This window comes from Sphingobacterium sp. 1.A.5 (assembly GCF_002734235.1).
GTDB classification, from domain to species: Bacteria; Bacteroidota; Bacteroidia; order Sphingobacteriales; family Sphingobacteriaceae; genus Sphingobacterium; species Sphingobacterium daejeonense.
In genome coordinates, this window is record NZ_PEBA01000034.1 from 88,426 (window position 1) to 113,434 (window position 25,009).

The following is a 25,009-nucleotide window of genomic DNA, read 5'->3' on the forward strand; positions in this document are numbered from 1 at the left end:
TATATCAACTTACTAGATATTCAAACAATTGTAACTTTTTTAACAAAAGTCAGACAATTGTATATCCTTAGTGTCCTGCTGGCTGCGCTTCGATTCTTCTGATATCTGCTCCCAGCGCTTTTAAGCGGTCTTCGATATGTTGGTAACCACGTTCTATCTGTTCGATATTGTAGATCACTGATTTTCCTTGAGCTGATAGTGCTGCGATCAACAATGATACTCCAGCACGGATATCTGGAGATGTCATCTCAATCCCGCGCAATTTATTCTGTTTGTTCAAGCCGATCACTGTCGCCCTATGTGGGTCACATAATATGATCTGTGCTCCCATATCGATCAATTTATCGACAAAGAACAACCTGCTTTCAAACATTTTTTGGTGAATTAAAACATTTCCTTTTGCCTGAATAGCAGTTACAAGGACAATACTCAACAAATCTGGTGTAAATCCTGGCCATGGGGCGTCAGAAATAGTAAGGATTGATCCATCGATAAATGTATCGATTTCATAATTCTCCTGCGCAGGGATAAAAATATCATCACCTTTGAGCTCAAATTTGATCCCCAATCTTGAGAATACCGAAGGTATAATTCCCAATTCTTTGAAACACACGTCTTTAATTGTAATTTCCGATCCTGTCATTGCGGCCAACCCGATGAATGAACCGATCTCAATCATGTCAGGGAGCATTCTATGGCTTGTTCCGCCCAATTTTTCGACACCTTCAATAGTCAATAAATTTGAGCCTATTCCGGATATATTTGCACCCATTCTGTTCAACATCTTACACAGCTGTTGCAAATATGGTTCACAAGCAGCGTTGTAAATTGTTGTTACACCTTTGGCAAGCACAGCAGCCATTACTATGTTGGCAGTACCTGTAACCGATGCTTCATCTAACAGGATATATGTACCTTTTAGCTGGGTAGCATCCACGTTGAAAAAATGGTTTTCTGCGTCGTATACAAATTTGGCGCCTAATTTTTCAAATCCTAAGAAGTGGGTATCCAAACGACGACGTCCGATTTTGTCACCTCCTGGTTTAGGGATTGCTGCTTTTCCAAAGCGCGCCAACAGCGGCCCAACGATCATAATAGATCCACGCAGGCTACCTCCTTTTTTCTTGAACTCTTCCGATTGGAAATAGTCTATATTAATGTTCTTTGCTTCAAACTCATAAGTATCACCATTTACCCTATTAACATCCACTCCTAATGCGATCAGAAGATCGATTAATTTGTTGACGTCTTTTATATCAGGGATATTACTGATGGTCATTTTCTCTTCAGTCAATAATACTGCTGAGATAATTTGTAATGCTTCATTTTTCGCTCCTTGAGGAACAATTTCTCCTTTTAATGGTTTGCCACCGTAAATTTCAAATGCATTCATAGTTTTTCATATCAACCAAACCTACAGATCGAGCATACTGAAGGTCTGTTCAATTCATATCATACCAATATGAAAAAAGCAATTGTAAATAAGTTTTTCAATTGCTTCTTTCAGAGGTCTTATTTATAACTTTTCTTTTGTCTGTTATTGTTGTTATTGTTCGAGGGTCTCTTGTTATTGTTGTTATTGTTGTTGTTCCTCTTGTTGTTGTAGTTGTTTTGCGACTTGTTTTGCTGCTGATTATTGTTGCTACTACCTGAGGTTTTAACACGATTCCCTGGAGGCGGGGTTTTGAAATCAAGCTTGGTCAGTACTGTATCCGATGGCAATGCTAATTCGCCATTAGACAATGTACGAAGGTCCTGGAGGATCTGATCATCGGAAACTGTATCCTTGTTCCAAGTTAGGTATGCCATTTTCATGAAGTTGGCAATACTTAGGGTCATCTTCAATTTAGCTTCTGGGTTAGATATGTTCAATGTTTTCTTGATCATGTCTTCCACCGTGTGGCCATAATGCTTGAACCTGATATTATGCGTAGGATAATTCAAGGGTTCAGGTTTGTGATGAATATTTTCTTTTGTAGGAATAGGATATGGAGAATCCACATCAATTTTAAAATCTGAGATAATGTATAGATGGTCCCAAAGTTTATGTTTAAAATCAGATACATCACGAAGATGTGGGTTCAATACACCCATCATATCAATGACCACCTGAGCCAAACGGTTTCTTTCTTCTCTATCTGACAGTGTGCAGATATAGTCAACCATATTCTGTACATTTCGGCCATATTCAGCCAAAATCAACTTTGGTCTAGTGCTGTTATAATCAAAAATCATATGTTTTTTTTGCTCTAACCCTATATAGGTGTTAAATATGTAATGTTAATTGGGTTTAATTTACTATTCTAAGCTTCGCAAATTTAAGCAACAATTGCTTCTGTCCCAACTCTTTGAAAAAAATAGTTGCTTTTATGTCGGGTTTATTACCTTCTAAGTTAATGACTTTACCAAATCCGAAGCGTTCATGTTCTACTTCCATTCCTACTTGTAGGCCTGATGTATCCGATGGAGCGAATCCAGGGCTCGGTACATGGGCTTTTGGCAAGATCGAAGTTGTCTTCACTACTTTCGGCTTTGGTTTTGAGAAAACATCGCCCGAAGGATTGCTGTTTTCTTTCCGTTGCCATTGAACCCTTTCTGATCCGAAATCATCATCCGGCATTGCTGAGCTCCGAGGTTTGAAGTCTAGGTCCAAACAACTAGGGTTCAGTTCATCCAAGAAACGACTTGGCTCACAGTTGTTCAAAGTACCCCAACGGTATCTTGATGTTGCATAAGATAGATGCAATTTTTTTTCTGCACGTGTCACAGCAACGTAGAACAACCGACGTTCCTCCTCCAGTTCTGACCTTGAATTTAAGGATAGCTGCGATGGAAACAAGTTTTCCTCCAATCCCACAATATGAACCACCGGAAACTCCAATCCTTTTGAAGAGTGAATGGTCATCAATGAGACTGTATCAGCATTTGGATCCTTATCGTTGTCATCATTAGTCAACAGGGCGATATCCTGCATAAAGATATCCAAACCTTTCTCTTCCAAGTCTTCTCTTTCAGAGAACTCCTTGATACCGTTCAACAATTCCTGGATATTTTCGTAACGAGCCAATCCTTCGACCGACTTATCTTCATACAGATCTTTCAGGATTCCGGAATGTTGAGCAATGTGCATTGCGGTATCAAATGCAGTATTAGTTTTTGCTGTTGCTTGGAAACTTTGGATCATCAATCCAAAATTGGACACAGATGCAGCACTTCTTCCGTCAAGGAACATTTGCGCGTTTGCTACTACATCCCACAACCTCACTTGTTGTTGGTCTGCTGCAACCATAATACGCTCAACAGTTGTATCACCTATTCCGCGGCGAGGATAATTGATCACTCTTTTCAGTGCTTCCTCGTCATTAGGATTAAATGTCAGCCTAAAATAAGCAATTAAATCTTTAATTTCCTTACGTTGATAAAACGAAGTTCCACCGTAAAGCTTATATGGGATGTTAATTTTTCTCAATGCTTCCTCCAAGGACCTCGATTGGGCATTGGTACGGTAAAGGATTGCAAAGTCCTTATACTTTAGACTCTTGAGTGATTTTTCTTGAGAAATCGCTTCTGCAACAATCTTTCCTTCTTCGTTATCAGAAAATGCACGGCTTACTTTTATTTTTTCACCATCCTCATTATCGGAAAATACATTCTTCTCGAATTGGTTTTTATTATTTGCGATAATACTATTTGCAGCATTAACGATTGTTTTGGTCGAACGATAGTTTTGTTCCAATTTGAACACCTTAACATCTGGATAATCTTTTTGGAAGTTCAAGATATTCTGGATGTTGGCACCACGGAAGGCATAGATACTTTGAGCATCATCACCTACTACACAAATATTTTCATTGACTGCTGCCAATCTCTTGACGATCAAGTATTGTGAAAAGTTTGTATCCTGGTACTCATCTACCATTAGGTATTTAAACTGGTGCTGATATTTATGCAATACATCAGGGTATTTATTCAATAGCACATTGGTTTTGAACAGGAGATCATCAAAGTCCATCGCACCCGCACGGTAACATCGTTGTGCATAGGTCATATAGATTTGTCCTAATTGTCCTCGGCCATTAGCATTATCCTCAGCAAGTATTGCCTCGTTCTTATTGTATTCTTGTGGAGAAATAAGGTTGTTTTTTGCCGAAGATATTCTACCATAAACGTGGTTTGCATTATAGAGCTTGTCGTCCAGGTTTAATTCTTTAATAATTGCTCTCAGCAAGCTTTTGGTATCATCGGTATCATAGATGGTGAAATTTTTGGGGTATCCCAAAAGTTCAGCTTCAACTCTCAAAATACGCGCAAAGACAGAGTGGAATGTTCCCATCCAAATATTCTTGGCTTCAGAGCCTACCACTTTCATGATACGCTCACGCATTTCTTTTGCGGCCTTATTTGTAAAGGTCAACACCAATATATTGAAAGGATCTACTCCTTTTTGTATTAAATGGGCTACTCTATAGGTAATTACCCGCGTTTTTCCAGATCCTGCACCAGCAACAATCATTACTGGACCTTCTGTCTGTTCAACTGCGGCTCGTTGTGAGGGGTTCAGTCCTGCTAAAAAATCCAAAATGCTCTCCTAAATTTATCTTTTGTAATGCCTCAAAAATGGGGACTCAAATTTAATAAAAATAGACGTACTATACTAGAACTTTTATCCACAGTGACAAGAAGATAGCAGAATGTTAGCTCAGGGCATTCAGAAGCGCTTGGTAACGCTCCATAAACCTACCTACATGAAGCCCATCGACCAAGGCATGGTGCACATGCAAAGAGATCGACATCGTCTTTTTTCCATCTTTATCCATCAACTTTCCGAAGGAGATTTTTGGGCAAGAATCAGGATAATCAAAACTCCGTGCATGCGAAAGTGACGTGAAATTTACCCAAGGCAAGGCAGAACAATGAACTTCATTAATCCTTGCCCCTTCCAAATAAAGTCCAGAAGAGTTCTGTACTTTTTCGATTTCCTTCTTTGCATCTTCCAAGAACAAATTTTCATCATCATTATAATCTATATAAGAGAATCCGAAGGTTCCATCAGGACGCAAAACTGTACTGGAAACATGCACTTGATCATACAGATAAGGCTCACCATCCTCTATCCTGAGCCTGAACTGCTCCATTTCATTCATTGTTTTCAAGGCTCTGTACAAATAGTACAGAAAAAAAGATTGTGATTTTTTCTTCGCCTGAGAATAGGCTGTCGTCAGGTCCAGTTCAACGGTAATTCCATGGAAGGGTTCAGAAAATTTTGAAAAGAACTCAAAATGTTCTTTCCTTGGCCAACTCTGTAGATCTATTTTCTTTCTCATTATTGATTCAAAAATCCTAAAATATCTTTAATTTTCTACTATCGTAAAATCTAATAATCCTAAATATGACAAAACATATTCTATTTCTTAAGGCAGTTCTTATTTCCGTTTTTCTATTTTCCTGTGCTGTTCAAAAAGAAATTCCTGCTTCATTTGTTGACCTCAAAACGTCCATACCCAATATGGAAATAGACCTACGTTATCACGGAAGTCATAATTTTTTGGGCCGGCCGGTGGATGGATATGATGCTGTGAGAGTTTATATCACAAAAGAAGCAGCAAAAGCAATGATGGCTATACAGAAAGAACTTAATAGTAAAGGATTAGGAATAAAAGTTTTTGATGCTTACAGACCACAAAAAGCGGTAAATAATTTTAAGGCATGGGCATTGGACATTGCTGACACCTTGGCAAAACAAGAGTTTTATCCAAATGTTGACAAAAGAGATTTGTTTAAGCTTGGATATATTGCTGAGAAGTCTGGTCATAGTCGAGGCAGCACGATCGACCTTACAATAATAAAGCTAGATGACAAAACAGAACTCGACATGGGTACTGGTTTCGACTTTTTCGGAGAGCCCTCTCATCATGATTATAAAAATCTTAACGAAGAACAAAGGAACAATCGAAAGGTCTTACGCAACATTATGGAAAAACATGGTTTCAAAGCGATAGAAGAAGAATGGTGGCACTATACATTGAAAAATGAACCCTTCAAGGATCAATACTTTGATTTTGATGTGAAGTGATAAAATATGAAATGGATTAGATTCTTACTTCAGAATGCTAAATAGATAAAAAAAGCGGACAATTGTCCGCTATATCCTTTGGTGTTCAATATCTAACCATAAACCGGTCTAAATACTTTCTACTAAATACTATTAAAACGGTGCATCATCCGGCATATCATTCATTCTGGAAGGCATTGTAATTCCACCGCCGAAATTGCCGAAGTTTCCTGAAGGCTGAATGGCACTTCCCATTCCTCCGCCAAAGTCATTAAAGCTTCCGCCTTCGTTGCTCATTCCTGAGAAATCATCTTCCAGGTCTACGAACTTCACATACTTACCTACGAACCTTAACGGTACGATACCGGTCTCACCGTTACGGTGTTTTGCGATAATTACTTCTCCCACACCTACTGTTGATCTACCTTCTTCATCTTCTAGAAGTCCATAGTATTCTGGACGATATAAGAAAAGTACCATATCGGCATCCTGCTCAATAGATCCAGATTCACGAAGGTCGGACAACATTGGTCTTTTACTGTTTCCAGGTCTAGATTCAACGGCACGGCTCAACTGTGAAAGGGCAAGCACAGGTATATTCAATTCTTTTGCTACTGACTTCAGCGCACGTGAGATACTACCGATCTCTTGCTCACGGTTACCACCCCCACCTTTTCCGTCACCTTTACCGTGCATCAACTGCAAGTAATCGACAATGACCATTTGGATATCGTATTGCGCTTTTAGACGTCTACATTTCGCACGGAATTCGAAGACGTTTAATGCCGGGGTATCATCAATGATCAAAGGAGCTTCCGTCAACCGACCGATTCTAGAGTGCAATTGTTGCCACTCATGGTCAGCAAGGTTTCCTTTTTTGAGTTTCTCTTGTTCGATTTCGGTTTCACCAGCGATTAGACGATTAACCAACTGTACAGATGACATCTCCAGAGAGAATACTGCCACGGGTTTATCGTGGTCTACCGCAGCATTCCTTGCTACGGAAAGTACGAATGCTGTTTTACCCATCGCAGGACGAGCCGCAATGATGACCAAATCGGAAGGTTGCCAACCAGATGTCATACGATCTAAGGCTGTCAGACCCGAAGGGATACCTGTTAATCCGTCGGTTTTGTCACGTAGCAGTTCCAATGAAGAAATTGCTTCTCGCATGATATCGTCCATTTTTCTTGAATCTCTTCTCAAGTTGTTTTGGGCAATATCAAACAATGATTTTTCGGCATGGTCCAATAGGTCGAAGATATCAGATGTTTCATCATAGGATGAGTTGATAATCTCGGTTGATACTTTTATCAGTTCTCTTTGGATATATTTTTGGGAAATTATACGTGCGTGGTATTCAATATTAGCTGCAGATACTACACGATCTGTCAATTGTGTAATATAATAAGCTCCTCCTACCATTTCCAAGGATCCCATTTGACGCAATTCAGCGACAACAGTCAAGATATCTATTGGAGATGTTTTTTGGAAAAGGTTATAGATTGCCTGGAATATTTTTTGGTGTGCTTCTTTATAGAATGAATCTGGCTTAAGGATGTCGATGACTTCACTAAGCGCATTTTTTTCCAACATAAGAGCACCCAACACGGCTTCTTCCAAGTCCAAAGCCTGTGGAGGGAGCTTACCCAGTCCGGAGACCAAGTTGTTTAAGCTCGTTCTTTTTTTGTTGAAGTTTGCACGACTAGGTTGCCCTGACGCATTGTTTGTAAATTCGTTTTCTAAAGACATACTAAAAATATTTCTCGGCTTGATTCACCTTGTTTTTCAAGGATAGGGTAACAAATGTAATAAAAATAAAAGCTGCCCTGCCATCAAGTTTTTAACAGTCAAAATTAGGTGCTCCAACAATCATGCTATAGCGGTTGAAAAACAGGGACTAATAATTAACAATGATTGTGAAGAACCTGTTAACAAATAAATTTAAGCATTCAGAATCAGTAATTTAGAGGAATGTGGATAAGATTGACCATTGTGAATAACCTACCCGAAGCATATTTAAAAGGGTTGTTTTGACATCAATTCATCTCAAATATTCATAGTCAACGAGTTAAGCCACTTTAAGTATTCTTTAGGTTCACAACAGGTTCCCGAATGACAAAAAATTCTAGTCACTTTGTTGTATCTTTGTTGAAAGTCAAACATTACATCAAGCGGTAAATCTTATTGAAAATTTATCAATAAGTGAGGTGTAAAAATTAAAATAACTAAAAAATAATGAGGACAGTTTTAATCACAGGTGCTAGCTCGGGTATTGGAGAATCTTGTGCCCTAGAATTGGCTAAAGAAAATAAATATAGGTTTTTGCTTTGTGCCAGAAGGGTTGAGAAACTGGAAGAGTTGACGCAAAAGATAAAAACAATCAATCCGAATTCTGAGATCCATACTTTTAAATTGGATGTTCGGAATTCTGAAGAAGTGGAAACTACCTTGTCAAACTTGCCTGAAGAATGGAAGAACATTGACATTCTGATCAATAACGCAGGTCTGAGTCAGGGTTTAGATGCGATTCAAGACGGTCAGATCGGAGATTGGGACCGGATGATTGACACAAATGTAAAAGGGTTGCTTTATGTGACCAAATATGTAATTCCAATGATGGCTGGCAGTGAACAAGCTCACATCATCAACCTTGGTTCAATAGCAGGGAAAGAGGTTTATCCTAATGGAAATGTCTATTGTGCTACGAAACATGCTGTAGATGCTTTGACCAAGGCAATGCGAATTGACTTGCTGTCAAAAGGCATCAAAGTGACCAGCATTGACCCGGGTATGGTTGAAACAGAATTTTCAGAGGTACGATTTCATGGGGATAAGGATAGAGCAAAAAGTGTTTATCATGGATTGACTCCGCTTACTGGACAAGATATTGCAGAAATTGTTTCCTTTGTCCTTTCGAGACCAAAACATGTTAATATAAATGACTTGTTGGTTATGCCAACAGCACAAGCAAACGGAACATTAGTAATTAGAAAATAAATAAAATAAGATGTCATTAGAAGCAAAAATCAATCAAGATATTAAAGCGGCGATGATCGCTAAAGACAATGTAAGATTACGTGGATTGCGTGCTATCAAAGCTGCAATACTATTAGCTAATACCGAGAAAGGCCATGCAGAACAACTAACTGAGGACGGCGAAATCAAGGTCTTGCAAAAACTAGCAAAACAACGCAAAGAATCTGCTGAGATCTATCAGCAACAAGACAGAAAAGACCTTTACACGATCGAGATTGAAGAATTGGAAGTAATTGAGGAATTCCTACCTAAACAATTAGATCGTGATGCGATTGAAAATGTAGTAAAAGGAATTATTGCAGAAACTGGAGCTTCTTCCATTAAAGATATGGGAAAAGTAATGGGTGCAGCAAATCAAAAATTGGCTGGTCAAGCAGATGGGAGAACGATTTCGGAGGTTGTAAAATCATTATTGAGTTAAGATATGGAATGGAGGATTAAATCCTTTTCAGATCTGAGTTCCTTGGAGCTCTATAAAATTTTGCAATTAAGGATCAATGTTTTTATGTTGGAGCAAGATTGTCTATATCCGGAATGTGATGATAAAGACTTGAAAGGCCAGCACCTTTATTTGGTTGACAAAGACCAATGTTTAGCTTACGCTAGGCTTTTGCCTCCTAATGTCTCCTACCCTAATTGCAGTTCGATTGGAAGAGTGGTTGTCCATGCTGATCATAGACAGCATAAGTATGGTCAAGAACTTATGGAGCGTGCGATTGAGTATTTGAAGAATGAGTTTCCAGAAGTTCCTATTAGAATTAGCGCCCAGGAATATCTCAAACGATTCTATTCAAATTTTGGCTTTATAATAGAAAGCGATGTTTACTTGGAGGATGATATTCCTCACTTAGAAATGGCTTTATATTAAAAACGAAAACCCGTCAGAAATTGACGGGTTTTCGTTTTTGTTATGATTGGTCTATTCTACTAGCTTAGTTAAGAACTCTGGCTCTTCAATCTCTGACAATAATGATTGTTTAGTAAGGATCGGGTTATGTTTCACTCTTACTTTCGTCCATCTTCCCAATGTGAGGTTGTATTCTCCACCCATATAATTAAAATGTCCGAGGTTTGCCGGAGTATTATAGGTATGTGCATTTGTATTGGTTCCACTTCTGTAGAACGGCTGCTCCTCTAAAGTCAAAGGATTGATAATATCGTATACATCCGTATTAGCAATTCTGTATCCTTTATTATCTGCATACAGACTTCCACCTGTCGCTACAAAAACCACGTCTTCAGGAATTGATTTATCATCTATTTTAGTTCCTTCAAAAATTGCAATTCCGTACGCAAATCCACTATTTGCTAACAGGTTTGAAGTTCTATTACCAAAGTCAAATCCGTTATTCTTAGAGTAATCGTAGGATTGAATCCAATTAGCTTCTTTGATACTAGTAGATCCATTACCGTTGATCAGCTTATTTGATCCTCCCACGTAAAAAAGCTTTCCTTTCTGAACTTTACCTTTTGTTAAATCGAACTTATATGTTCTCATTCCCCCTGTTGCCCAACCTTTTTGAGGCACACCTGTAGGTCTTGCCCGTGTTGCGTTGTTATTGGTTACAACGGACATGGGTGTTTTGGAAAAGTCAATATCTTCAGTCGCCATAAATTGCATATATTCATGGTTGGAGTCAGAACCTGCAGGATCATTCATCCATCCAGTAATGATTACCTTTGGAGTTTTGTAAACAGATTTCAATTCTATCAAATCCTTACTGCTTCTCAACCTATGATACGGCAATAATTTGTCACCATCTTTTTTGGTAAAGATGATCCCAAAATAATTAGCCATTCTCAACTGCGGCAATTTAGCAATAGGAGAATTAGGGTCAGTTTGCACATTGATTGTTCCGAAACCATCATTTATTTCAAAATCTCCAGAAATGACCTGTCCTTCTTTTGGCGTATATCCAACGCCTGCTTTTACAAGTGCTACCAACGTACTTTCAAAATGGTCAGGATTCGCTGCTATTCTTGCTGTATTCGTCAATGTCACTGCAACAGGTCTGTCAGAAGCTACTTTACTAATTTTATTGTTGGTTATATTCTTTATCTGAAGGATTCCATCTACTCGATCTAGGGTTGAGCCTTCAATATCAATTATCAAGGAATCACCAGGTACGTAAGTCTTGGCATCTGAACCAATATTTATAGCAATCCCGCGATTAAAATTTAGTCTCCGTTTATCTTGTACGATCAACAAATCTTTGGGCAGATTATCTGCTTGATGATCTGAAATCACAGTGACAGCAATCTTGGAGGAACCTCCAAGAGATTGGACATTTAGTTGAACAGGCTTGCCTTTGAATATAGTCCTGACATCATATAAACCAATATATGGACTTACGACTCCGCCGGGATAATTTGTTTTTACACACCCAATGATTGAACTGATCAAAAGGATTGCAAAGGTTATTTTTAATAATATATTTTTCATTAGAAATTATTTATGGTTTTTGCCACCAGACTTTAGTATTCATTTCATCAGGACCTTGCCTTTCAATAGCGGCTCTATAATTCTTGGAATTAGTAGATTGTACATATACAGGATAAGTCATTCTTGCTGGCATTTCACCGTTGTTTGACAGTCCTTTCCCTTTTGGTAAGATTGGGTGACCTGTTCTTCTATGTTCAAACCATTGTTGGTTGTCGACCATAAACAAGGCATAATATTTCTGTCTGTGCAATCTTTCCATTTTCTGTTCTATATTCTCGCTATCATTCCAATCGATGTCAGAAGCAACTAAATGGGATTGAGCATTGCCTTTCCAATTTGGCAACCATAGTCTGATGCATGACTCTACCCCGCTATAAAAGGTTTCTCGAACATTTCCCTTAATTATTCCTTTAAGGATGGCTTCAGCTTTAATAAATTCCACTTCTGAGAAGTTCAACATCATCCCAGTGAGAGGCTCCTTCTGCAGACTATTTACCCCTCCCTGTTGATCAGCAGAATAGAAATACGACATTTTTGTAACATCTTCATTTCCTGGCTCATATCCGCTAGGCACACCTGTATAGCTTCCACTTATTGGTGCAATTCCCAATCTATTTACATTGCCGGTACCATATTCTGGGATGTTAAGCCTGGGATCATTGGAATCTCTTAAGAAATCAATAAAAAATTCTGCTATCGCGACCGCACGGAAATCTTGTACCCGTGTAAGCATAAATGGTGATATATAAGCTCCATTCCCAGTCCATCTTAAAATAGCGGATTCTTCATTTTTTGATATTATGGGATATTCTGCCTTTTTTGTCTCCAAAATCTCTTGGATCTTTTGAGTAGCAAATTCCTTTATTTCCTCTTTGTGGACAACACGCAACAATAGTCTTAGGTATAGTGAATTACTAAATCTTCGCCAGTTATTGACATTTCCACTGTAAACAGGATCATGAGTAGGATCAATTGCCTGATTAGTTGCCAAATAAGCGTTGGCTGTATCTAATTTGTCAAATATGTCTTTATAGATTTCAAATTGTGGATCAAATTGCGGTTCAAAATTCAATGAGTCTCGACCAAGGATTGACCCAGAATAAGGAATATCACCATAGGTATCCGTTAATATGGAGTATGTCCAGGATTGGAGTACAAGCGAAATACCTTGATAAGATTTATTGACATTTTCACCTCGTGTTGATTTACTGTACATGTCTTTGTAATTAGACATGTTCAAGTAATGGCTATTCCAAGTATAATCAGACCAGTTTCTTCTGATATCATAACGAAAGACCCGACCTTCACCATCACTCATGTTTACAGTTACCTGCATGAGTTCATTATTGAAGGTTCTATTCCTTTGCATATTGTACCCCACAGTTTTTACCAATGCACTTGACATAAACTGATTTGGATAACCATCCTTTGATCCTGTTGGGTCTATATTCAGTTTATCAAATCCTTTTTGGCAAGAACTGAATATGATGAGTGAAGCTAATGTTAGAAGTAAAATTTTTAGTTTCATGATATTATAATTAAAATCCAACGATTAAATTAAAGCCGAATGTTCTAGTTGAAGGGAACTGAGCGATTTCAAATCCTTTAACCACATCGGGGCCATCGAGCGTTCCGAATTCAGGGTCGAATGCGGGCCATTTAGTCCAGATAAATAGGTCACGCCCATAAATACCCACTGTTGCTCTATTTACGTTGATTTTTTGAGTTAGTTTTTTACTAAGGGTATAGTCCAACCTAGCTTCACGGAATTTCAGGAAGTCAGTTGGGAAGACGTTTCCTTCTGCGTTGTCGGGTCCAAAGTGAGAACGGTAATATTGATCGATATTTGTCGCGATGACATCGTTCTTGCGGAATGTTCCATCCGGATTTTGCAATACTCCGTTTCCTATAATTCCGCTATATCTTCCAGGCAAGGTATTTCTTGTTTTACCTTGTTCTGCCAATTTATAATGAGTGAGCGAATGAGCTACTCCACCCCATTGGGTATCAAACAATAGGTTTAATTTTAGGCCTCTATAATTGAAGGTATTTCCAAAACTTAACTTTCCTTTTGGGTAATTATTTCCTAAAGGAATTAAATAGTTGGTTAGTTTTGCATAACCTGTTCTTTCATCATAGATGATTTGTCCATCTGGGGCACGCAAATATCCCAGACCAAACATATCGCCCATACTTCCTCCGACATGTCCAATGATTTGACCTAATCCTATGGATCTTGCTTGGATAACAATTGAACTATCGGATAGCTCAAGTATTTTATTTCTGTTGGCGGTATAAGTGACCAGCGATGACCAGCTGAAATTAGCATTTTTGATCTGATTGGTATTCAATGCTATTTCAAGTCCGGTATTTTGAACTTCACCGACATTCATGATAAATCTATTCACCCCAGAAGATGCATCCACTATTCTTCTTAGATGTTGATTGAATGAATTTGCTTTATATACGGAAACATCTAAATTGACTTTATTTTTGAACAGTCTAATATCAGCCCCGAATTCCAATGAGTTAGTTTTCAATGGTTTCAACAATGGATTGACTAATAGGTGCGGGTTTGTCAATGAACCACCGATAAGTGGATTTCCAACCTGGTAGGTAAAATTCGTTAAGTATGGTGTTTGTGCACCGGAACCAGTTCCTGCAATGGAAGCTCTAATTTTTGCAAAGGAGATTATCTCTGGCAGATTTGCGATTTCCGAAATCACAAAAGACCCATTTAATGAAGGGTAAAAAAAGTTGACCTTTTTATCAGGAAATGCAGAAGAATGCAAAGTACTTGTCCAATCCATCCGCGCTGTTGCATCCAAAAAAAGAAATTCTCGGTAAGCAGCAGTCATCAAACCATAAAAGGAATTGGTTTCAAATTTTTCTATTCTCTGCTTACTTCTTACTCCATATTTCGAATTGCTATGGTTGAACTCTCCAGGAAAGGTAAGTCCATCAGATGCCAGCTCATCTCTTCTATATTCATTTGCCAATGTAGCCCCTCCAGCAGTGATAGAAAAATCGAAGTCTTTGTTAATTTCCTTTTGATAGCGCAATAAAAAATCTGCATTCGTTTCTTTTCCAAAAATGGCTTGAGTTCTATGGCTACCTTCTGGCAATCTTGATCCAGCATCATATGGCCTATTTTGAAATCTATTCTCAGTAGACAAATCCATAGATGCCCTCAATAGCAGACTTAATTCTTTACTGAATTGATATGTTGTTTGCGCATTACCTGTAATTACATGGCGATTGTTTGAATTGATGAATTCATTGACAATGGCATAAGGATTTTCAGGATATGAACTAAAAGGATATTTGATTCGTTCATTTTCTTTTCCTTTAACCCAATAGTCTTTTAGACCATTGATGTCCGAACTTGGCTGCCAAAAGATATACCAATACATCAGAGATTGGTTTCCATAGCCTGATCCCGGCAAATTATCACTCCAACGGTTATTATAATTCACCTTTGTGTTGATCTGGAGTTTATCAGAAACTCTTGAATTCACTGAAATTGCAAAAGTATTCCGTTTATAGCCTGTATTAGGCACAATCCATTTGTTTTGGACATTTGTGGCTGAAAATCTCGCTGTTGTTTTGTCGGTGCTACCGTCAATACTTACGGAATTGGTATATGTTCTACCCACATCAAAAAAAGCATTAACACCATTTTTTCCTGAATATGCTCTCCATGGTGTTCGTTCTAGTCCTACAGTTTGCGTTTTGGGATCGTACTGAAAGAATTTTTGACCATCGAATTTTGGACCATATGCAGAACTTGTTCCTGCAGTGCTATGCCCATCTTCTGAGGGTCCATAAGAATAATGCGCAGAACCACCCAATCCTTGCCCATACTCGTATTGCAATGCTGGAGATCTATTCATGCTTTCAAAAGAGACATTGGAATTTACCGTTACGCCTATCCCTTTATCTTTTTTAGAGCCAGATTTAGTAGTAATGACGATTGCACCATTTGCTGCGCGCTGTCCATATAGAGCAGCAGCACCCGGCCCTTTAAGCACAGTAATGGTCTCAATATCTTCAGGATTGATATCATCCATTCCTGAGCCATAATCGACAGGCATATTTTCGGAACTCACACCATATGCATTATCAGAATCCAAGGCAGACCTCCGGCCAGAGCCACCATTCACCATTACTCCATCTACAATAATCAGAGCTTCATTCTCACCTGTAATATTGTTTTCCCCACGAAGTATGATTTTGGTGGTTCCAACAGGACCTGCATTTGAACGCATCAGGTTCAAACCCGCTACTTTTCCTGATAACGCATCCATCCAATTACTGGATAAAGCTTCAGTTAGTTGTTCTCCTTTAACCGTTGTAGTTGAATAGCCTAGAGCTTTTTCATCTCGTTTAATTCCTAAAGCGGTAACTACAACTTCATCTATTGATTCGTCAAGAGGAGACAATTCTACTCTGATGTTATTTTTATTTGCCTTAATTGAAGACTGTGCATATCCTATTCTTTTGAAGGATATTTCTGTACCTTTAATTACTTCCTTTTGAAATACCCCACTGGCATTCGTAGATCCTATTTGTCTATTTCCTACCATTATATTTACCCCTTCGATAGGTTCACCAGATGATTTGTCAACAACAGTTAGTCGAATATCGATCAATTGCTGATCTTTTTGAACCACTTGGAGGTAAGGCAAGTGGCTGGATGCCAAGCTTTCCCCATTTGCATTTAGCAAGAGAGCAAGCAAAGGCACGCAAAATTTCATTGAAGTTTTACTCATTTATTAGATTATTTACTTAACTATTGCGACAAATTTAATCTTAATGGATAATATTACGATTAAATAAATGTTGGTAAATTGATAATAAATGGTTAATATTGTGTTAAGGGAAATTTATTGTGTGCAAAAGAAAAAAGAGCGACATTTTAATTAATGTCGCTCTTCGCTATGTTGAATTATTTAATTCTATCTGGTTTTCACCGGTCGTTGTCCATAATGTCTGTCTCTTTCAAATGTTGACATATGGCGTTCTTTTTTGGCGGGATAGATATCATCCAGAGTAATCATAATACCTGTTTCTTCCACTTCCCCAAACTCATTATTTTGGGCAGTACCAAATACTCTCATAGTTGGAGAAAGGTTCATATACGTATTGATTAAAGGTGGAATATTTTCATCCAATTCTCTAATTCTAGTGTTCAATACTTTGTAACCTTCTTTGTATTCAAGTCCATCAAAAATCCCTTCGTATTTCGAGATATCCGTTTTATAACCTAAATATAAATCCTCCACAGGATGAACCAAATTATCTTTATCCGGGAAATAGTGATTCATGAAATAGATTAATAAATCTCTTGCTTCGGGGTTATAATGCGGATACATGGTTACTTTTCCGAAAAGATATTTCACATCGGGGTTTAAAAGTACCAATGCACCTAATCCATCCCATAAATTGTCCAGAGAAAAAATACCCTTTCTATTATCTATTGCTGGTTGGTATTTAGGCTGCACCCAGGATCTTCCTAATTCTATAGTATAAGGAAGGAAGTCTTTTTTAAATTGTTCTGTAAAATCGAAATAGTGAGCGGTTGACAAATGGAGTTCACCATTATTGTCAGCAGCTTGGTCACATTTTATTACTCTGTATCCTGCGATTATTTCTTCATCTTCAGGGTTCCATGCGATTAATTGGTCGTAATTGTGTTCGGAAGTATCATTTTCATCGATATCTAATGGCAATCCTGTACCGCCACCAGCACCTCTAAAAGTCAGTTCCCTTAATCTACCAATCTCACGCATGATATTTGGTGCGGTATGATAATTTACTAGGTATACCTCGTTGCTACCATTGTTGGTATAGCGTACGAAAGCCTCCTTAGTAAGTTCTTTCTTAATTAGATCTCTATCTACCGGTTGAATTATTTCTTGCATAAATTATTTTTTACCATCGGCCATGGCATAAACCACATCTTTTACTTCAGCAGCCCATTGACGCTCGTTTTTACTGGTGTCGAAATGGGTAAAAGGAATTTTCTTCCCAATTCTGATTGTTATATCTTTACCTCTTTGTGAGAACAACTCATCGGGTAAATATAACATTTCAATATTTGCTTTCAACCCTAATTTCTGTCTTATTCTTGCTAGATTATAAAAGAAGTTTGAATTTCTGCCCTCAATATAAACAGGAACAATATCTTTTTTATATTTTTTTGCTTTGCTGATAAAGCTTTTTTTCCATTCAAGGTCAACAACTTTTCCATTAATCTTTCTAGACACAAGTCCTGCTGGGAATACAAGTAAGGCATGATCAGATGCATAAGCATTTTCAATTGCAGCGATCCCCGATTTACTTTGTCCACCGATTTTGTTCACAGGTACGAATAGAGGTTCAAGGTTACGGACATTCATAAGGATATCATTTACCAAGAACTTGACATCTTTACGATATTTGCCAATTACCTGCATAAATGCTACTCCATCCATTCCGCCTAGTGGGTGATTTGAAGCAAAGATGACACTATCTTCAAGAGGAATATTTTCCGCTCCTTCTAAATGCACATTTACCTGAAGCTCTTTCAGCAATGAGTCCACAAAGTCTAAGCCCATATCATCATGATACGTAGTCATGATGTAATTAATCTCGTCTTCGTGCAAGGTTCTCTTTAAATAACTCATTAATGGCTTAGGTATCCATTTGGCTAAACCTGGACTTTTCTTACGTATTACTTCCCTGATTTCAATAAACTTATCTTGCTCTAGTAAGCCCATATACTATACTACTCTTTAATAAAAGTTGTGTAAAATTACATAATTAGTTTTAAGATGAGTAAAACATCTTTTTATTTATATCAAATTTAATATTTTCGTTACCTTAGCAATTAAGGGATAATTAAACTAAAATTAAACGTTTTTTGTTTATTGTAGTTTAATAAATAAAAGGAATCATGTATATCGGAGAAAACATATCAACGCTTTATACCGAAGTTCACCCGAACGATTCGGTTTCTGCTACGTTGGACAAAGTCAATGAGCTCCATTTTCATCAACTGCCAGTAGTCAAAGGAAAGGAATATTTGGGATTGATCACCGAGGAAGACTTGCTATCTGTAGAAGATGAAGATACATTAATCAAAGAAATGAAATTCACTTTTCCTTTCATTTACTTATATGACTATCAACATATATATGATGCTCTACAATATCTAGAAACTTACCAATTTGATTTGTTGCCCATTGTCAACAAGCAAAAGGAATATGTGGGAGTTATTACTCAGAAGGATTTATTGAGATCGATAAACCAAACCTTATCCAATCAAGATAAAGGTGCTATCATTGTACTTGAAATGGAAGATAGAGATAATAGCCTGACCCATGTAGCTCATATTATAGAGTCTGAAAACACCAAGATATTAAGTACAGGGATTCATCCTATTGAGAATTCGACCAAGGTTGAGTTAACCATAAAAGTAAACAAAAACAATATTTCATCGGTTTTAGCTTCTTTATGGCGCCATGATTATGTTGTGAAAGCTACTTTTAATGATGGATCAGACCAAAATGACATTCAAGAGCGTTATAACCTTTTGATGAATTATTTGAATATTTAATACCTAGAAATTCCCATCTTTGCGCAAAATATTATTTAAAGCATGAAAGAGCTGTCCATAGCAGTATACGGTCGAGAGTTTAATCAATCCGTTATCGGATACGTTGTTGAGCTGTTCACCTATCTGCGTGAAAGAAATGTTAATGTTTATATCCATCATGACTTCCACAGCTTTCTTAAGCGATTGTGCAAACTAGATTTTACCTTTAAAAAATTCAAGTCACATAAAGATCTGCCTAGTGACATTGCATTTATGCTTAGTTTGGGCGGTGATGGCACCATGCTTTCGGCAGCAACTTTAATTAAAGACTCAGGCATTCCTTTGGCCGGGATAAATTTTGGTCGTTTGGGATTTTTGGCCAATATTTCCAAGAATCATATTGAAGATGCTTTGGACCAAATCTTATCTAATAATTATCAGATCCAAAAAAGAGCTTTATTACAGGTAGAGAGTTCTGATGGAACTTTTATTAAAGGTGAGGATTTTGCTTTAAATGACATCACTGTTTTCAGATCAGATTCTTCGGCAATGATCACAGTGCATGCAGTTTTAGATGATGAGCTGTTGAACTCTTATTGGGCAGATGGCTTAATAATAGCCACCCCTACTGGTTCTACAGCATATTCATTGAGCTGTGGTGGGCCTATCATTATGCCTGGAAGTGGAAATTTTGTTATTACTCCAATTTCTCCTCACAACTTGAACGTAAGGCCTATTGTTGTTAATGAAAATATGACTTTGCGTCTTGAAATAGAAAGCCGTACTGAAAAGTACATTCTAAGCTGTGATTCAAAAAGTCACACATTAAGCACAAAAACAAGCCTTACCATCACTAAAGCTCCTTTCAGCATTAATTTAATCCGTCTTCAGAACGATCAATATTTTGGTATTTTGAGGGAGAAATTACTATGGGGTATCGATGTTCGCAATTATTAATTTTAATGTGCAAACAGCTATAATCCATAATTTTTATATTGGGATTTCTTTAAAAGCCTTATCTTTACGATAAATTCTATAAGTATTGGTACCATATCATTTATTTAACCGTTTCATTTTTCAGCAGATGCCTTTGAAATCATATTTTGAGTTGATGACGGTTAATAAATATTCAATGCATTAATTTCATATTATCTAATGAGTTTTAAAGATAAAATAGATAAAACTAGATTACCCCAGCATATTGCGATTATCATGGATGGTAACGGCCGGTGGGCAAAAGAGAAGGGAGAACTTCGAGTATTTGGCCACAAAAATGGTGTTACTGCCGTTCGGGAAGCATTAGAGGCTTCCGTTGAGATTGGTCTTTCCTATCTTACCCTTTATGCTTTTTCAACTGAAAATTGGAACCGACCTCAATTTGAAGTTGACGCCCTGATGGAGCTATTAGTAAACTCATTAAACCAAGAATTACCAACCTTTCAAGAGAATAATATTCGCGTGAACAGCATTGGCAGAATGTCTGATCTTCCAGGGCATTGCCAAGTAACTTTACAGTCAACCATTGAACAAACCAAGAACAATACAGGTTGCACATTGACATTAGCATTGAGCTATGGATCGCGCCAAGAGATCTTGGATGCTACAAAATCTATTGCTGAAAAAGTTAAAAAAGGTGAAATTTCTCTAGAGGATATTAACGAAGACTTATTCAGCAAAAATCTCTATACCTATGATCTTCCCGACCCTGATTTATTGATCAGAACCAGCGGTGAAGAGCGCATAAGCAACTATATGTTATGGCAAATAGCTTATTCTGAGCTGTTTTTCCTACCGATGATGTGGCCTGAATTCTCCAGAGAGACTTTATTTGAATGTATTTATTTATATCAAAATAGAGAAAGAAGATTTGGGAAAACTAGTGAACAATTATAAGAAATCATTACTTTTGCAACATTTTGATTCCGGCAGGTATAATGTCAGGAATTCGTAATATTTCTTTTAACAAAAATTAACAAGACTTTGCTGTACTTTAGCAGACATAATAAAAAGTAAATGAAGCGTATAATTAAACTTTCTATTTTACTCACCCTCTTAATTTGCAATTTCGCGCAGGCTCAGATAACAGGAAATAGGCCTTTGAATTTGAACAATCCAGATGACATCAGTTATTTGGACCCTAAAAACTATGTTATCGGTGGAGTAACAGTATCCGGAGCAAAATATCTGGATTCCGAGGTACTGATCACGATTTCAAAATTATCGGTGGGACAATACATAGAGGTTCCTAGCGAACAGACCTCGAACGTAATTAAAGACTTAATGTCACAAAACCTGTTCGAAGATGTTCAGTTATATGCTACTAAGATCGAAGGGGAAACAATCTTCTTAGAAATCAGGGTTGTTGAAAGACCAAGACTTACAAGAGTAGATATTAATGGCTTAAGTAAATCTCAAACTGAGGAAGTTCGTAAGCGATTAAATACCAACGCTGGTAAAATCGTTAATGATAACTTACTACTTACAACCAAGACTACCATTGAAAAATTCCTAAGAGAAAAATCTTATTTATATCCAGACATTACGATTACAACTAAGCCTGATTCAGGACAAGCAAACAATGAAATCGTAATTGTAGATGTAGAAAGAAACAAAAAAATCAAAGTTAACAGCATCAACTTTACCGGAAACGAAGAGTTCAGCGACAAACAGCTTACGAAATTCATGAAAGGTGTTCGTCCTAGAGCATGGTTCAGAGTATTTGGTCCTGGTAAATTCAAGGATGACAAATACGAAGAAGCAAAAACTAACCTGGTTGCAAAAATGCAAGATAAAGGTTTCCGTGATGCTCAGATTATCAAAGATACTGTGAGACGTCATGACAACAATGAAGTAGCTATTGATTTGGATGTTTATGAAGGTCCTAAATATTACGTAGGTGATATTACATGGTCTGGAAACTCCAAATTCAAGGATTCTGTATTGAATATCTTATTAGGTATCAAACGTGGAGATATCTATAGCGAGGAAAAATTGAACTCAAAATTGAGTGGTCCTACAAGGAACTCTGATGATATCGCAGCAATCTATCAAAATGATGGTTACTTAACGTTCAATGTTCAGCCGGTTATCAAACGTATCCATCAAGATACGATCGATTTGGACATCCAGATGTTTGAAGGAAAGCAGTATACGATCAATAATGTAATCTTAAAAGGAAATGATGTAACGAATGACCGAGTGGTATTACGTTCTATCTATACGAAACCAGGTCAGAAATATTCTAGAGAGTTATTGGTTAGAAGTGTTAGGGAGATTTCTCAATTAGGAATGTTTGATGAGCAAAAGGTTAACCCTATGCCAACCAACTTGAACTATGAAGAAGGAACAACGGATATTGAATTCTCAGTTGCTGAAAAACCATCCGACCAAGTTGAATTATCAGGTGGTTATGGTGCAGGCCAGGTTATCGGTACTTTGGGTTTGAATTTCAACAACTTCTCAACGAGCAATTTCTTCAAAAAAGAATCTTGGAAACCACTTCCTAGAGGTGATGGTCAGAAATTGAGTATCCGTGGTCAGACTTCAGGAAAACGTTATCAATCCTACAGTTTCTCATTCTCTGAGCCATGGTTAGGTGGTAAAAAACCTATTTACTTTGGTTTGAGTGCTTATATTTCGAATTCACAATACCAACGTTATAACTGGGAATCTAACCGTTATGAAGATTACGAGGGTATTCCAAAAATCAAGATGCACGGTGTTACCGCAACATTAGGTAAGCGTTTGCAATGGCCAGACAACTATTTTCAAATCAATAGTTCTCTATCTTACCAACGCTATTTATTGGATAACTACGGTGGTATCTTTTTATTCTCTGATGGTACTGCTTATAACATTAACTTTACTCAAGAGATCAGCAGAAACTCTATTGATGCTCCTATTTACCCGACATCAGGATCACACATTAAATTCAGTGTTCAGTTGACTCCTCCGTATTCATTATGGAACAACATCAACTATGAAACTGCGCCTGATGCAGAGAAGTTCAAGTTTACGGAGTACCACAAGTGGAAATTTGACTCTCAATGGTATACTAAAATTGCAGGTAAATTAGTTTTGAAAGCCCAAGCGCAATTTGGTTATTTGGGAAGATATAATTCAGAAACAATTGTTTCACCATTTGAGCGTTTTAAATTAGGTGGTGATGGTATGCAAGGGTTTGACTTCTTACAAGGTTCTGAAATTATTGCGATGCGTGGATATGCAAATGGTGCATTGATTCCAGCTTCTACAGGTAGCAATCAACAAAATATTGCCATTCGTTCGGGTAGCCCTATCTATGCTAAATATCAGCTAGAATTACGTCATCCAATTATGTTGAACGATCAAGCGACTGTATTTGCTTTGGCTTTTGCAGAAGCAGGTAATACTTGGAATAAATTTGATGAAGTAAATCCGTTCAAGGTTCGTCGTACAGTTGGTGTTGGAGCACGTATCTTCTTACCTATCTTTGGTATGCTGGGTATTGACTATGGTCATGCTTTAGATCCTATCCCTGGATTGACTACTGATCAGTGGAAACAAAACTTCACCTTCAGTATTATCCAAAATATGGGCGGGTTCTAATTAAACTTTTTAACATTTAAATTGTCTTAAACATAGAATTTAAAAAAATAATATGTCGATGAAAAGAATAGCAATAATAATCGTGATGTTAACTATGATGGGTTCAGTATCATTTGCCCAAAAATTAGCATATGTAGATTCAGAGTATGTCATGAAACATATCCCTGAATATAATTCAGCGATCAAACAGATGGATGATCAGTCAAAACAATGGCAAGCTGAGGTCGATAGACAATATGACGAGATAGAGCGTATGTATCAGGCATACCAAAAAGATCAAGCGAATTTAAATGCAGATATGCGCAGACGTCGTGAAGATGAAATCGTGAACAAAGAAAAAGCAGTGAAGGAATTCCAACGCACTAAATTTGGTATGGATGGTGATCTTTTCAAACAGCGCGAAAACTTGATGAAACCTATTCAAGCAAAGGTTAGCAAAGCAATTCAAGATGTAGCTACTGCTGGACAGTTTGATTTTATCATGGACAAAAGAAGCGAAAATAGCTTCTTGTATGCGAATCCAAGCTTGGATAAAAGTAACGATGTTATCACTAAACTAGGATTGAGACCCAATCCCTCTTTAGCGAACTAATATTTTTTATTATAATTGCAATCTAATTTTATTATTCAACACATAAAAACAACAGAAAATTACTTATATCAGAAAATATAAGACTAACAAAAACAGCATGAAAAATTTATTGAAAAGTGTAGTATTAGCATCTGGAATTTTATTGGCGGGTACTGCTGCCAATGCACAACAAAAAATTGGACACATCAACACAGCAGAAATTGTTCAGTCTACAAATGAATTTAAAGCTGCTGAAGCACAAATGAAAACCTTGAGCGAAACTAAGCAACAAGAGATTCAGGGCATGATCAGCGAGTACCAAAAAGAACAGAACAATGCCAACGAAAAGTTGAGAAACCGTAGCGAAGCTAACAAAGAAACTGTAGATGCTGAAGTTCAAACTATCGCTACTAAAATGCGTGACATGGAAACACGTATCCAAGGTGTTCAACAAGCTGCACAAGAAGAAATCGGTAAAAAACAACAAGAGTTATATGCTCCTATTGAGCAAAAAGTAATGACTGCAATCAATACTGTAGCTAAAGAAAAAGGTTATGCTTATGTATTAGATATCTCTAACGGTGGAGTTCCTTACTTCCAAGGTGGTGATGACTTAACTGCAGAAATCAAAGCTAAATTAGGTGTAAGCGCTACAGCTGCTCCAGCTGCTGCTCCCAAAAAATAATTCCAGTTTTTTAAAGACACAAAAAAGGATCAACCCTGCGGTTGATCCTTTTT

At 37.4% G+C, this 25,009-nt stretch carries 20 protein-coding genes; 10 read left to right on the forward strand and 10 right to left on the reverse strand.

Annotated features, from left to right (window positions below):
- Nucleotides 1-67: 67 nt before the first annotated feature.
- From murA to CRT24_RS13230, 4 genes are all read right to left on the reverse strand, one after another.
- The gene (gene murA, locus CRT24_RS13215; RefSeq protein WP_099371694.1) at nt 68-1,393 is read right to left on the reverse strand and encodes a UDP-N-acetylglucosamine 1-carboxyvinyltransferase; all 1,326 of its coding nucleotides are present in this window, start codon (nt 1,391-1,393) and stop codon (nt 68-70) included.
- Between the two features lie 119 nt (nt 1,394-1,512).
- The gene (locus CRT24_RS13220; protein WP_099371695.1) at nt 1,513-2,235 is read right to left on the reverse strand and encodes a DUF4290 domain-containing protein; all 723 of its coding nucleotides are present in this window, start codon (nt 2,233-2,235) and stop codon (nt 1,513-1,515) included.
- Between the two features lie 55 nt (nt 2,236-2,290).
- The gene (locus CRT24_RS13225; RefSeq protein WP_099371696.1) at nt 2,291-4,579 is read right to left on the reverse strand and encodes an ATP-dependent helicase; all 2,289 of its coding nucleotides are present in this window, start codon (nt 4,577-4,579) and stop codon (nt 2,291-2,293) included.
- 115 nt (nt 4,580-4,694) lie between these two features.
- Nucleotides 4,695-5,324, reverse strand: coding sequence for a chloramphenicol acetyltransferase (locus CRT24_RS13230; protein WP_099371697.1), 630 nt, complete (start codon nt 5,322-5,324; stop codon nt 4,695-4,697).
- Between the two features lie 65 nt (nt 5,325-5,389).
- Here CRT24_RS13230 and CRT24_RS13235 point away from each other — a divergent pair, with 65 nt between their 5' ends.
- Entirely contained in the window at nt 5,390-6,073 is a 684-nt protein-coding gene (locus CRT24_RS13235) for a M15 family metallopeptidase (protein ID WP_099371698.1), read from the forward strand.
- Between the two features lie 132 nt (nt 6,074-6,205).
- Here CRT24_RS13235 and dnaB read toward each other — a convergent pair whose 3' ends face one another.
- Nucleotides 6,206-7,804, reverse strand: a complete 1,599-nt coding sequence (gene dnaB, locus CRT24_RS13240) for a replicative DNA helicase (RefSeq protein WP_099371699.1) — start codon at nt 7,802-7,804, stop codon at nt 6,206-6,208.
- A 486-nt stretch (nt 7,805-8,290) separates the two neighbouring features.
- Between dnaB and CRT24_RS13245 the strand changes: the two genes are divergently transcribed.
- The 3 genes from CRT24_RS13245 to CRT24_RS13255 are packed head-to-tail and all read left to right on the forward strand — an operon-like array spanning nt 8,291 to nt 9,959.
- The gene (locus tag CRT24_RS13245; RefSeq protein WP_099371700.1) at nt 8,291-9,052 is read left to right on the forward strand and encodes an SDR family oxidoreductase; all 762 of its coding nucleotides are present in this window, start codon (nt 8,291-8,293) and stop codon (nt 9,050-9,052) included.
- Between the two features lie 10 nt (nt 9,053-9,062).
- Nucleotides 9,063-9,512 carry a GatB/YqeY domain-containing protein gene (locus tag CRT24_RS13250; protein ID WP_099371701.1) on the forward strand — a complete coding sequence of 150 codons (450 nt, stop codon included), beginning with the start codon at nt 9,063-9,065 and terminating at the stop codon, nt 9,510-9,512.
- 3 nt (nt 9,513-9,515) lie between these two features.
- Nucleotides 9,516-9,959, forward strand: a complete 444-nt coding sequence (locus CRT24_RS13255; protein WP_099371702.1) for a GNAT family N-acetyltransferase — start codon at nt 9,516-9,518, stop codon at nt 9,957-9,959.
- A gap of 51 nt (nt 9,960-10,010) precedes the next feature.
- On the opposite strand, the gene CRT24_RS13260 is transcribed toward CRT24_RS13255, so the two are convergent.
- The 5 genes from CRT24_RS13260 to CRT24_RS13280 all read right to left on the reverse strand — a co-directional run bounded on the left by CRT24_RS13260 (nt 10,011) and on the right by CRT24_RS13280 (nt 18,295).
- Nucleotides 10,011-11,534: a DUF5689 domain-containing protein gene (locus tag CRT24_RS13260; protein ID WP_099371703.1), complete on the reverse strand. Its 1,524-nt coding sequence runs from the start codon at nt 11,532-11,534 to the stop codon at nt 10,011-10,013.
- 10 nt (nt 11,535-11,544) lie between these two features.
- Nucleotides 11,545-13,062 carry a SusD/RagB family nutrient-binding outer membrane lipoprotein gene (locus tag CRT24_RS13265; protein WP_099371704.1) on the reverse strand — a complete coding sequence of 506 codons (1,518 nt, stop codon included), beginning with the start codon at nt 13,060-13,062 and terminating at the stop codon, nt 11,545-11,547.
- Between the two features lie 10 nt (nt 13,063-13,072).
- Entirely contained in the window at nt 13,073-16,306 is a 3,234-nt protein-coding gene (locus CRT24_RS13270; RefSeq protein WP_099371705.1) for a SusC/RagA family TonB-linked outer membrane protein, read from the reverse strand.
- Nucleotides 16,307-16,492: 186 nt separating this feature from the next.
- Nucleotides 16,493-17,458, reverse strand: a complete 966-nt coding sequence (locus tag CRT24_RS13275) for a GNAT family N-acetyltransferase (protein WP_099371706.1) — start codon at nt 17,456-17,458, stop codon at nt 16,493-16,495.
- 3 nt (nt 17,459-17,461) lie between these two features.
- Entirely contained in the window at nt 17,462-18,295 is an 834-nt protein-coding gene (locus CRT24_RS13280; RefSeq protein ID WP_099371707.1) for a 1-acyl-sn-glycerol-3-phosphate acyltransferase, read from the reverse strand.
- A 176-nt stretch (nt 18,296-18,471) separates the two neighbouring features.
- Between CRT24_RS13280 and CRT24_RS13285 the strand changes: the two genes are divergently transcribed.
- The 6 genes from CRT24_RS13285 (at nt 18,472) to CRT24_RS13310 (ending at nt 24,956) form a co-directional block, all read left to right on the forward strand.
- Entirely contained in the window at nt 18,472-19,134 is a 663-nt protein-coding gene (locus CRT24_RS13285) for a CBS domain-containing protein (RefSeq protein WP_099371708.1), read from the forward strand.
- A 42-nt stretch (nt 19,135-19,176) separates the two neighbouring features.
- Nucleotides 19,177-20,070 (forward strand): NAD kinase, encoded by an 894-nt coding sequence (locus CRT24_RS13290; RefSeq protein WP_306473165.1) that lies wholly within the window; start codon nt 19,177-19,179, stop codon nt 20,068-20,070.
- A gap of 198 nt (nt 20,071-20,268) precedes the next feature.
- Nucleotides 20,269-21,006 carry an isoprenyl transferase gene (locus tag CRT24_RS13295; RefSeq protein ID WP_099371709.1) on the forward strand — a complete coding sequence of 246 codons (738 nt, stop codon included), beginning with the start codon at nt 20,269-20,271 and terminating at the stop codon, nt 21,004-21,006.
- 120 nt (nt 21,007-21,126) lie between these two features.
- Nucleotides 21,127-23,700 carry an outer membrane protein assembly factor BamA gene (bamA, locus tag CRT24_RS13300; protein ID WP_099371710.1) on the forward strand — a complete coding sequence of 858 codons (2,574 nt, stop codon included), beginning with the start codon at nt 21,127-21,129 and terminating at the stop codon, nt 23,698-23,700.
- Nucleotides 23,701-23,758: 58 nt separating this feature from the next.
- Nucleotides 23,759-24,292 (forward strand): OmpH family outer membrane protein, encoded by a 534-nt coding sequence (locus CRT24_RS13305; RefSeq protein WP_099371711.1) that lies wholly within the window; start codon nt 23,759-23,761, stop codon nt 24,290-24,292.
- 97 nt (nt 24,293-24,389) lie between these two features.
- A complete protein-coding gene (locus tag CRT24_RS13310) occupies nt 24,390-24,956 on the forward strand; it encodes an OmpH family outer membrane protein (RefSeq protein ID WP_099371712.1) in 567 nt (188 codons plus the stop codon).
- The last annotated feature ends 53 nt before the right edge of the window (nt 24,957-25,009 follow it).

Excerpts from the sequence above, each read along its gene's own strand:
- murA (WP_099371694.1), bottom strand. The coding sequence starts at position 1,393 with ATGAATGCATTTGAAATTTACGGTGGCAAACCATTAAAAGGAGAAATT.
- CRT24_RS13220 (WP_099371695.1), bottom strand. The coding sequence starts at position 2,235 with ATGATTTTTGATTATAACAGCACTAGACCAAAGTTGATTTTGGCTGAA.
- CRT24_RS13230 (WP_099371697.1), bottom strand. The coding sequence starts at position 5,324 with ATGAGAAAGAAAATAGATCTACAGAGTTGGCCAAGGAAAGAACATTTT.
- CRT24_RS13235 (WP_099371698.1), top strand. The coding sequence starts at position 5,390 with ATGACAAAACATATTCTATTTCTTAAGGCAGTTCTTATTTCCGTTTTT.
- dnaB (WP_099371699.1), bottom strand. The coding sequence starts at position 7,804 with ATGTCTTTAGAAAACGAATTTACAAACAATGCGTCAGGGCAACCTAGT.
- CRT24_RS13245 (WP_099371700.1), top strand. The coding sequence starts at position 8,291 with ATGAGGACAGTTTTAATCACAGGTGCTAGCTCGGGTATTGGAGAATCT.
- CRT24_RS13250 (WP_099371701.1), top strand. The coding sequence starts at position 9,063 with ATGTCATTAGAAGCAAAAATCAATCAAGATATTAAAGCGGCGATGATC.
- CRT24_RS13255 (WP_099371702.1), top strand. The coding sequence starts at position 9,516 with ATGGAATGGAGGATTAAATCCTTTTCAGATCTGAGTTCCTTGGAGCTC.
- CRT24_RS13260 (WP_099371703.1), bottom strand. The coding sequence starts at position 11,534 with ATGAAAAATATATTATTAAAAATAACCTTTGCAATCCTTTTGATCAGT.
- CRT24_RS13265 (WP_099371704.1), bottom strand. The coding sequence starts at position 13,062 with ATGAAACTAAAAATTTTACTTCTAACATTAGCTTCACTCATCATATTC.
- CRT24_RS13270 (WP_099371705.1), bottom strand. The coding sequence starts at position 16,306 with ATGAGTAAAACTTCAATGAAATTTTGCGTGCCTTTGCTTGCTCTCTTG.
- CRT24_RS13275 (WP_099371706.1), bottom strand. The coding sequence starts at position 17,458 with ATGCAAGAAATAATTCAACCGGTAGATAGAGATCTAATTAAGAAAGAA.
- CRT24_RS13280 (WP_099371707.1), bottom strand. The coding sequence starts at position 18,295 with ATGGGCTTACTAGAGCAAGATAAGTTTATTGAAATCAGGGAAGTAATA.
- CRT24_RS13285 (WP_099371708.1), top strand. The coding sequence starts at position 18,472 with ATGTATATCGGAGAAAACATATCAACGCTTTATACCGAAGTTCACCCG.
- CRT24_RS13290 (WP_306473165.1), top strand. The coding sequence starts at position 19,177 with ATGAAAGAGCTGTCCATAGCAGTATACGGTCGAGAGTTTAATCAATCC.
- CRT24_RS13295 (WP_099371709.1), top strand. The coding sequence starts at position 20,269 with ATGAGTTTTAAAGATAAAATAGATAAAACTAGATTACCCCAGCATATT.
- bamA (WP_099371710.1), top strand. The coding sequence starts at position 21,127 with ATGAAGCGTATAATTAAACTTTCTATTTTACTCACCCTCTTAATTTGC.
- CRT24_RS13305 (WP_099371711.1), top strand. The coding sequence starts at position 23,759 with ATGAAAAGAATAGCAATAATAATCGTGATGTTAACTATGATGGGTTCA.
- CRT24_RS13310 (WP_099371712.1), top strand. The coding sequence starts at position 24,390 with ATGAAAAATTTATTGAAAAGTGTAGTATTAGCATCTGGAATTTTATTG.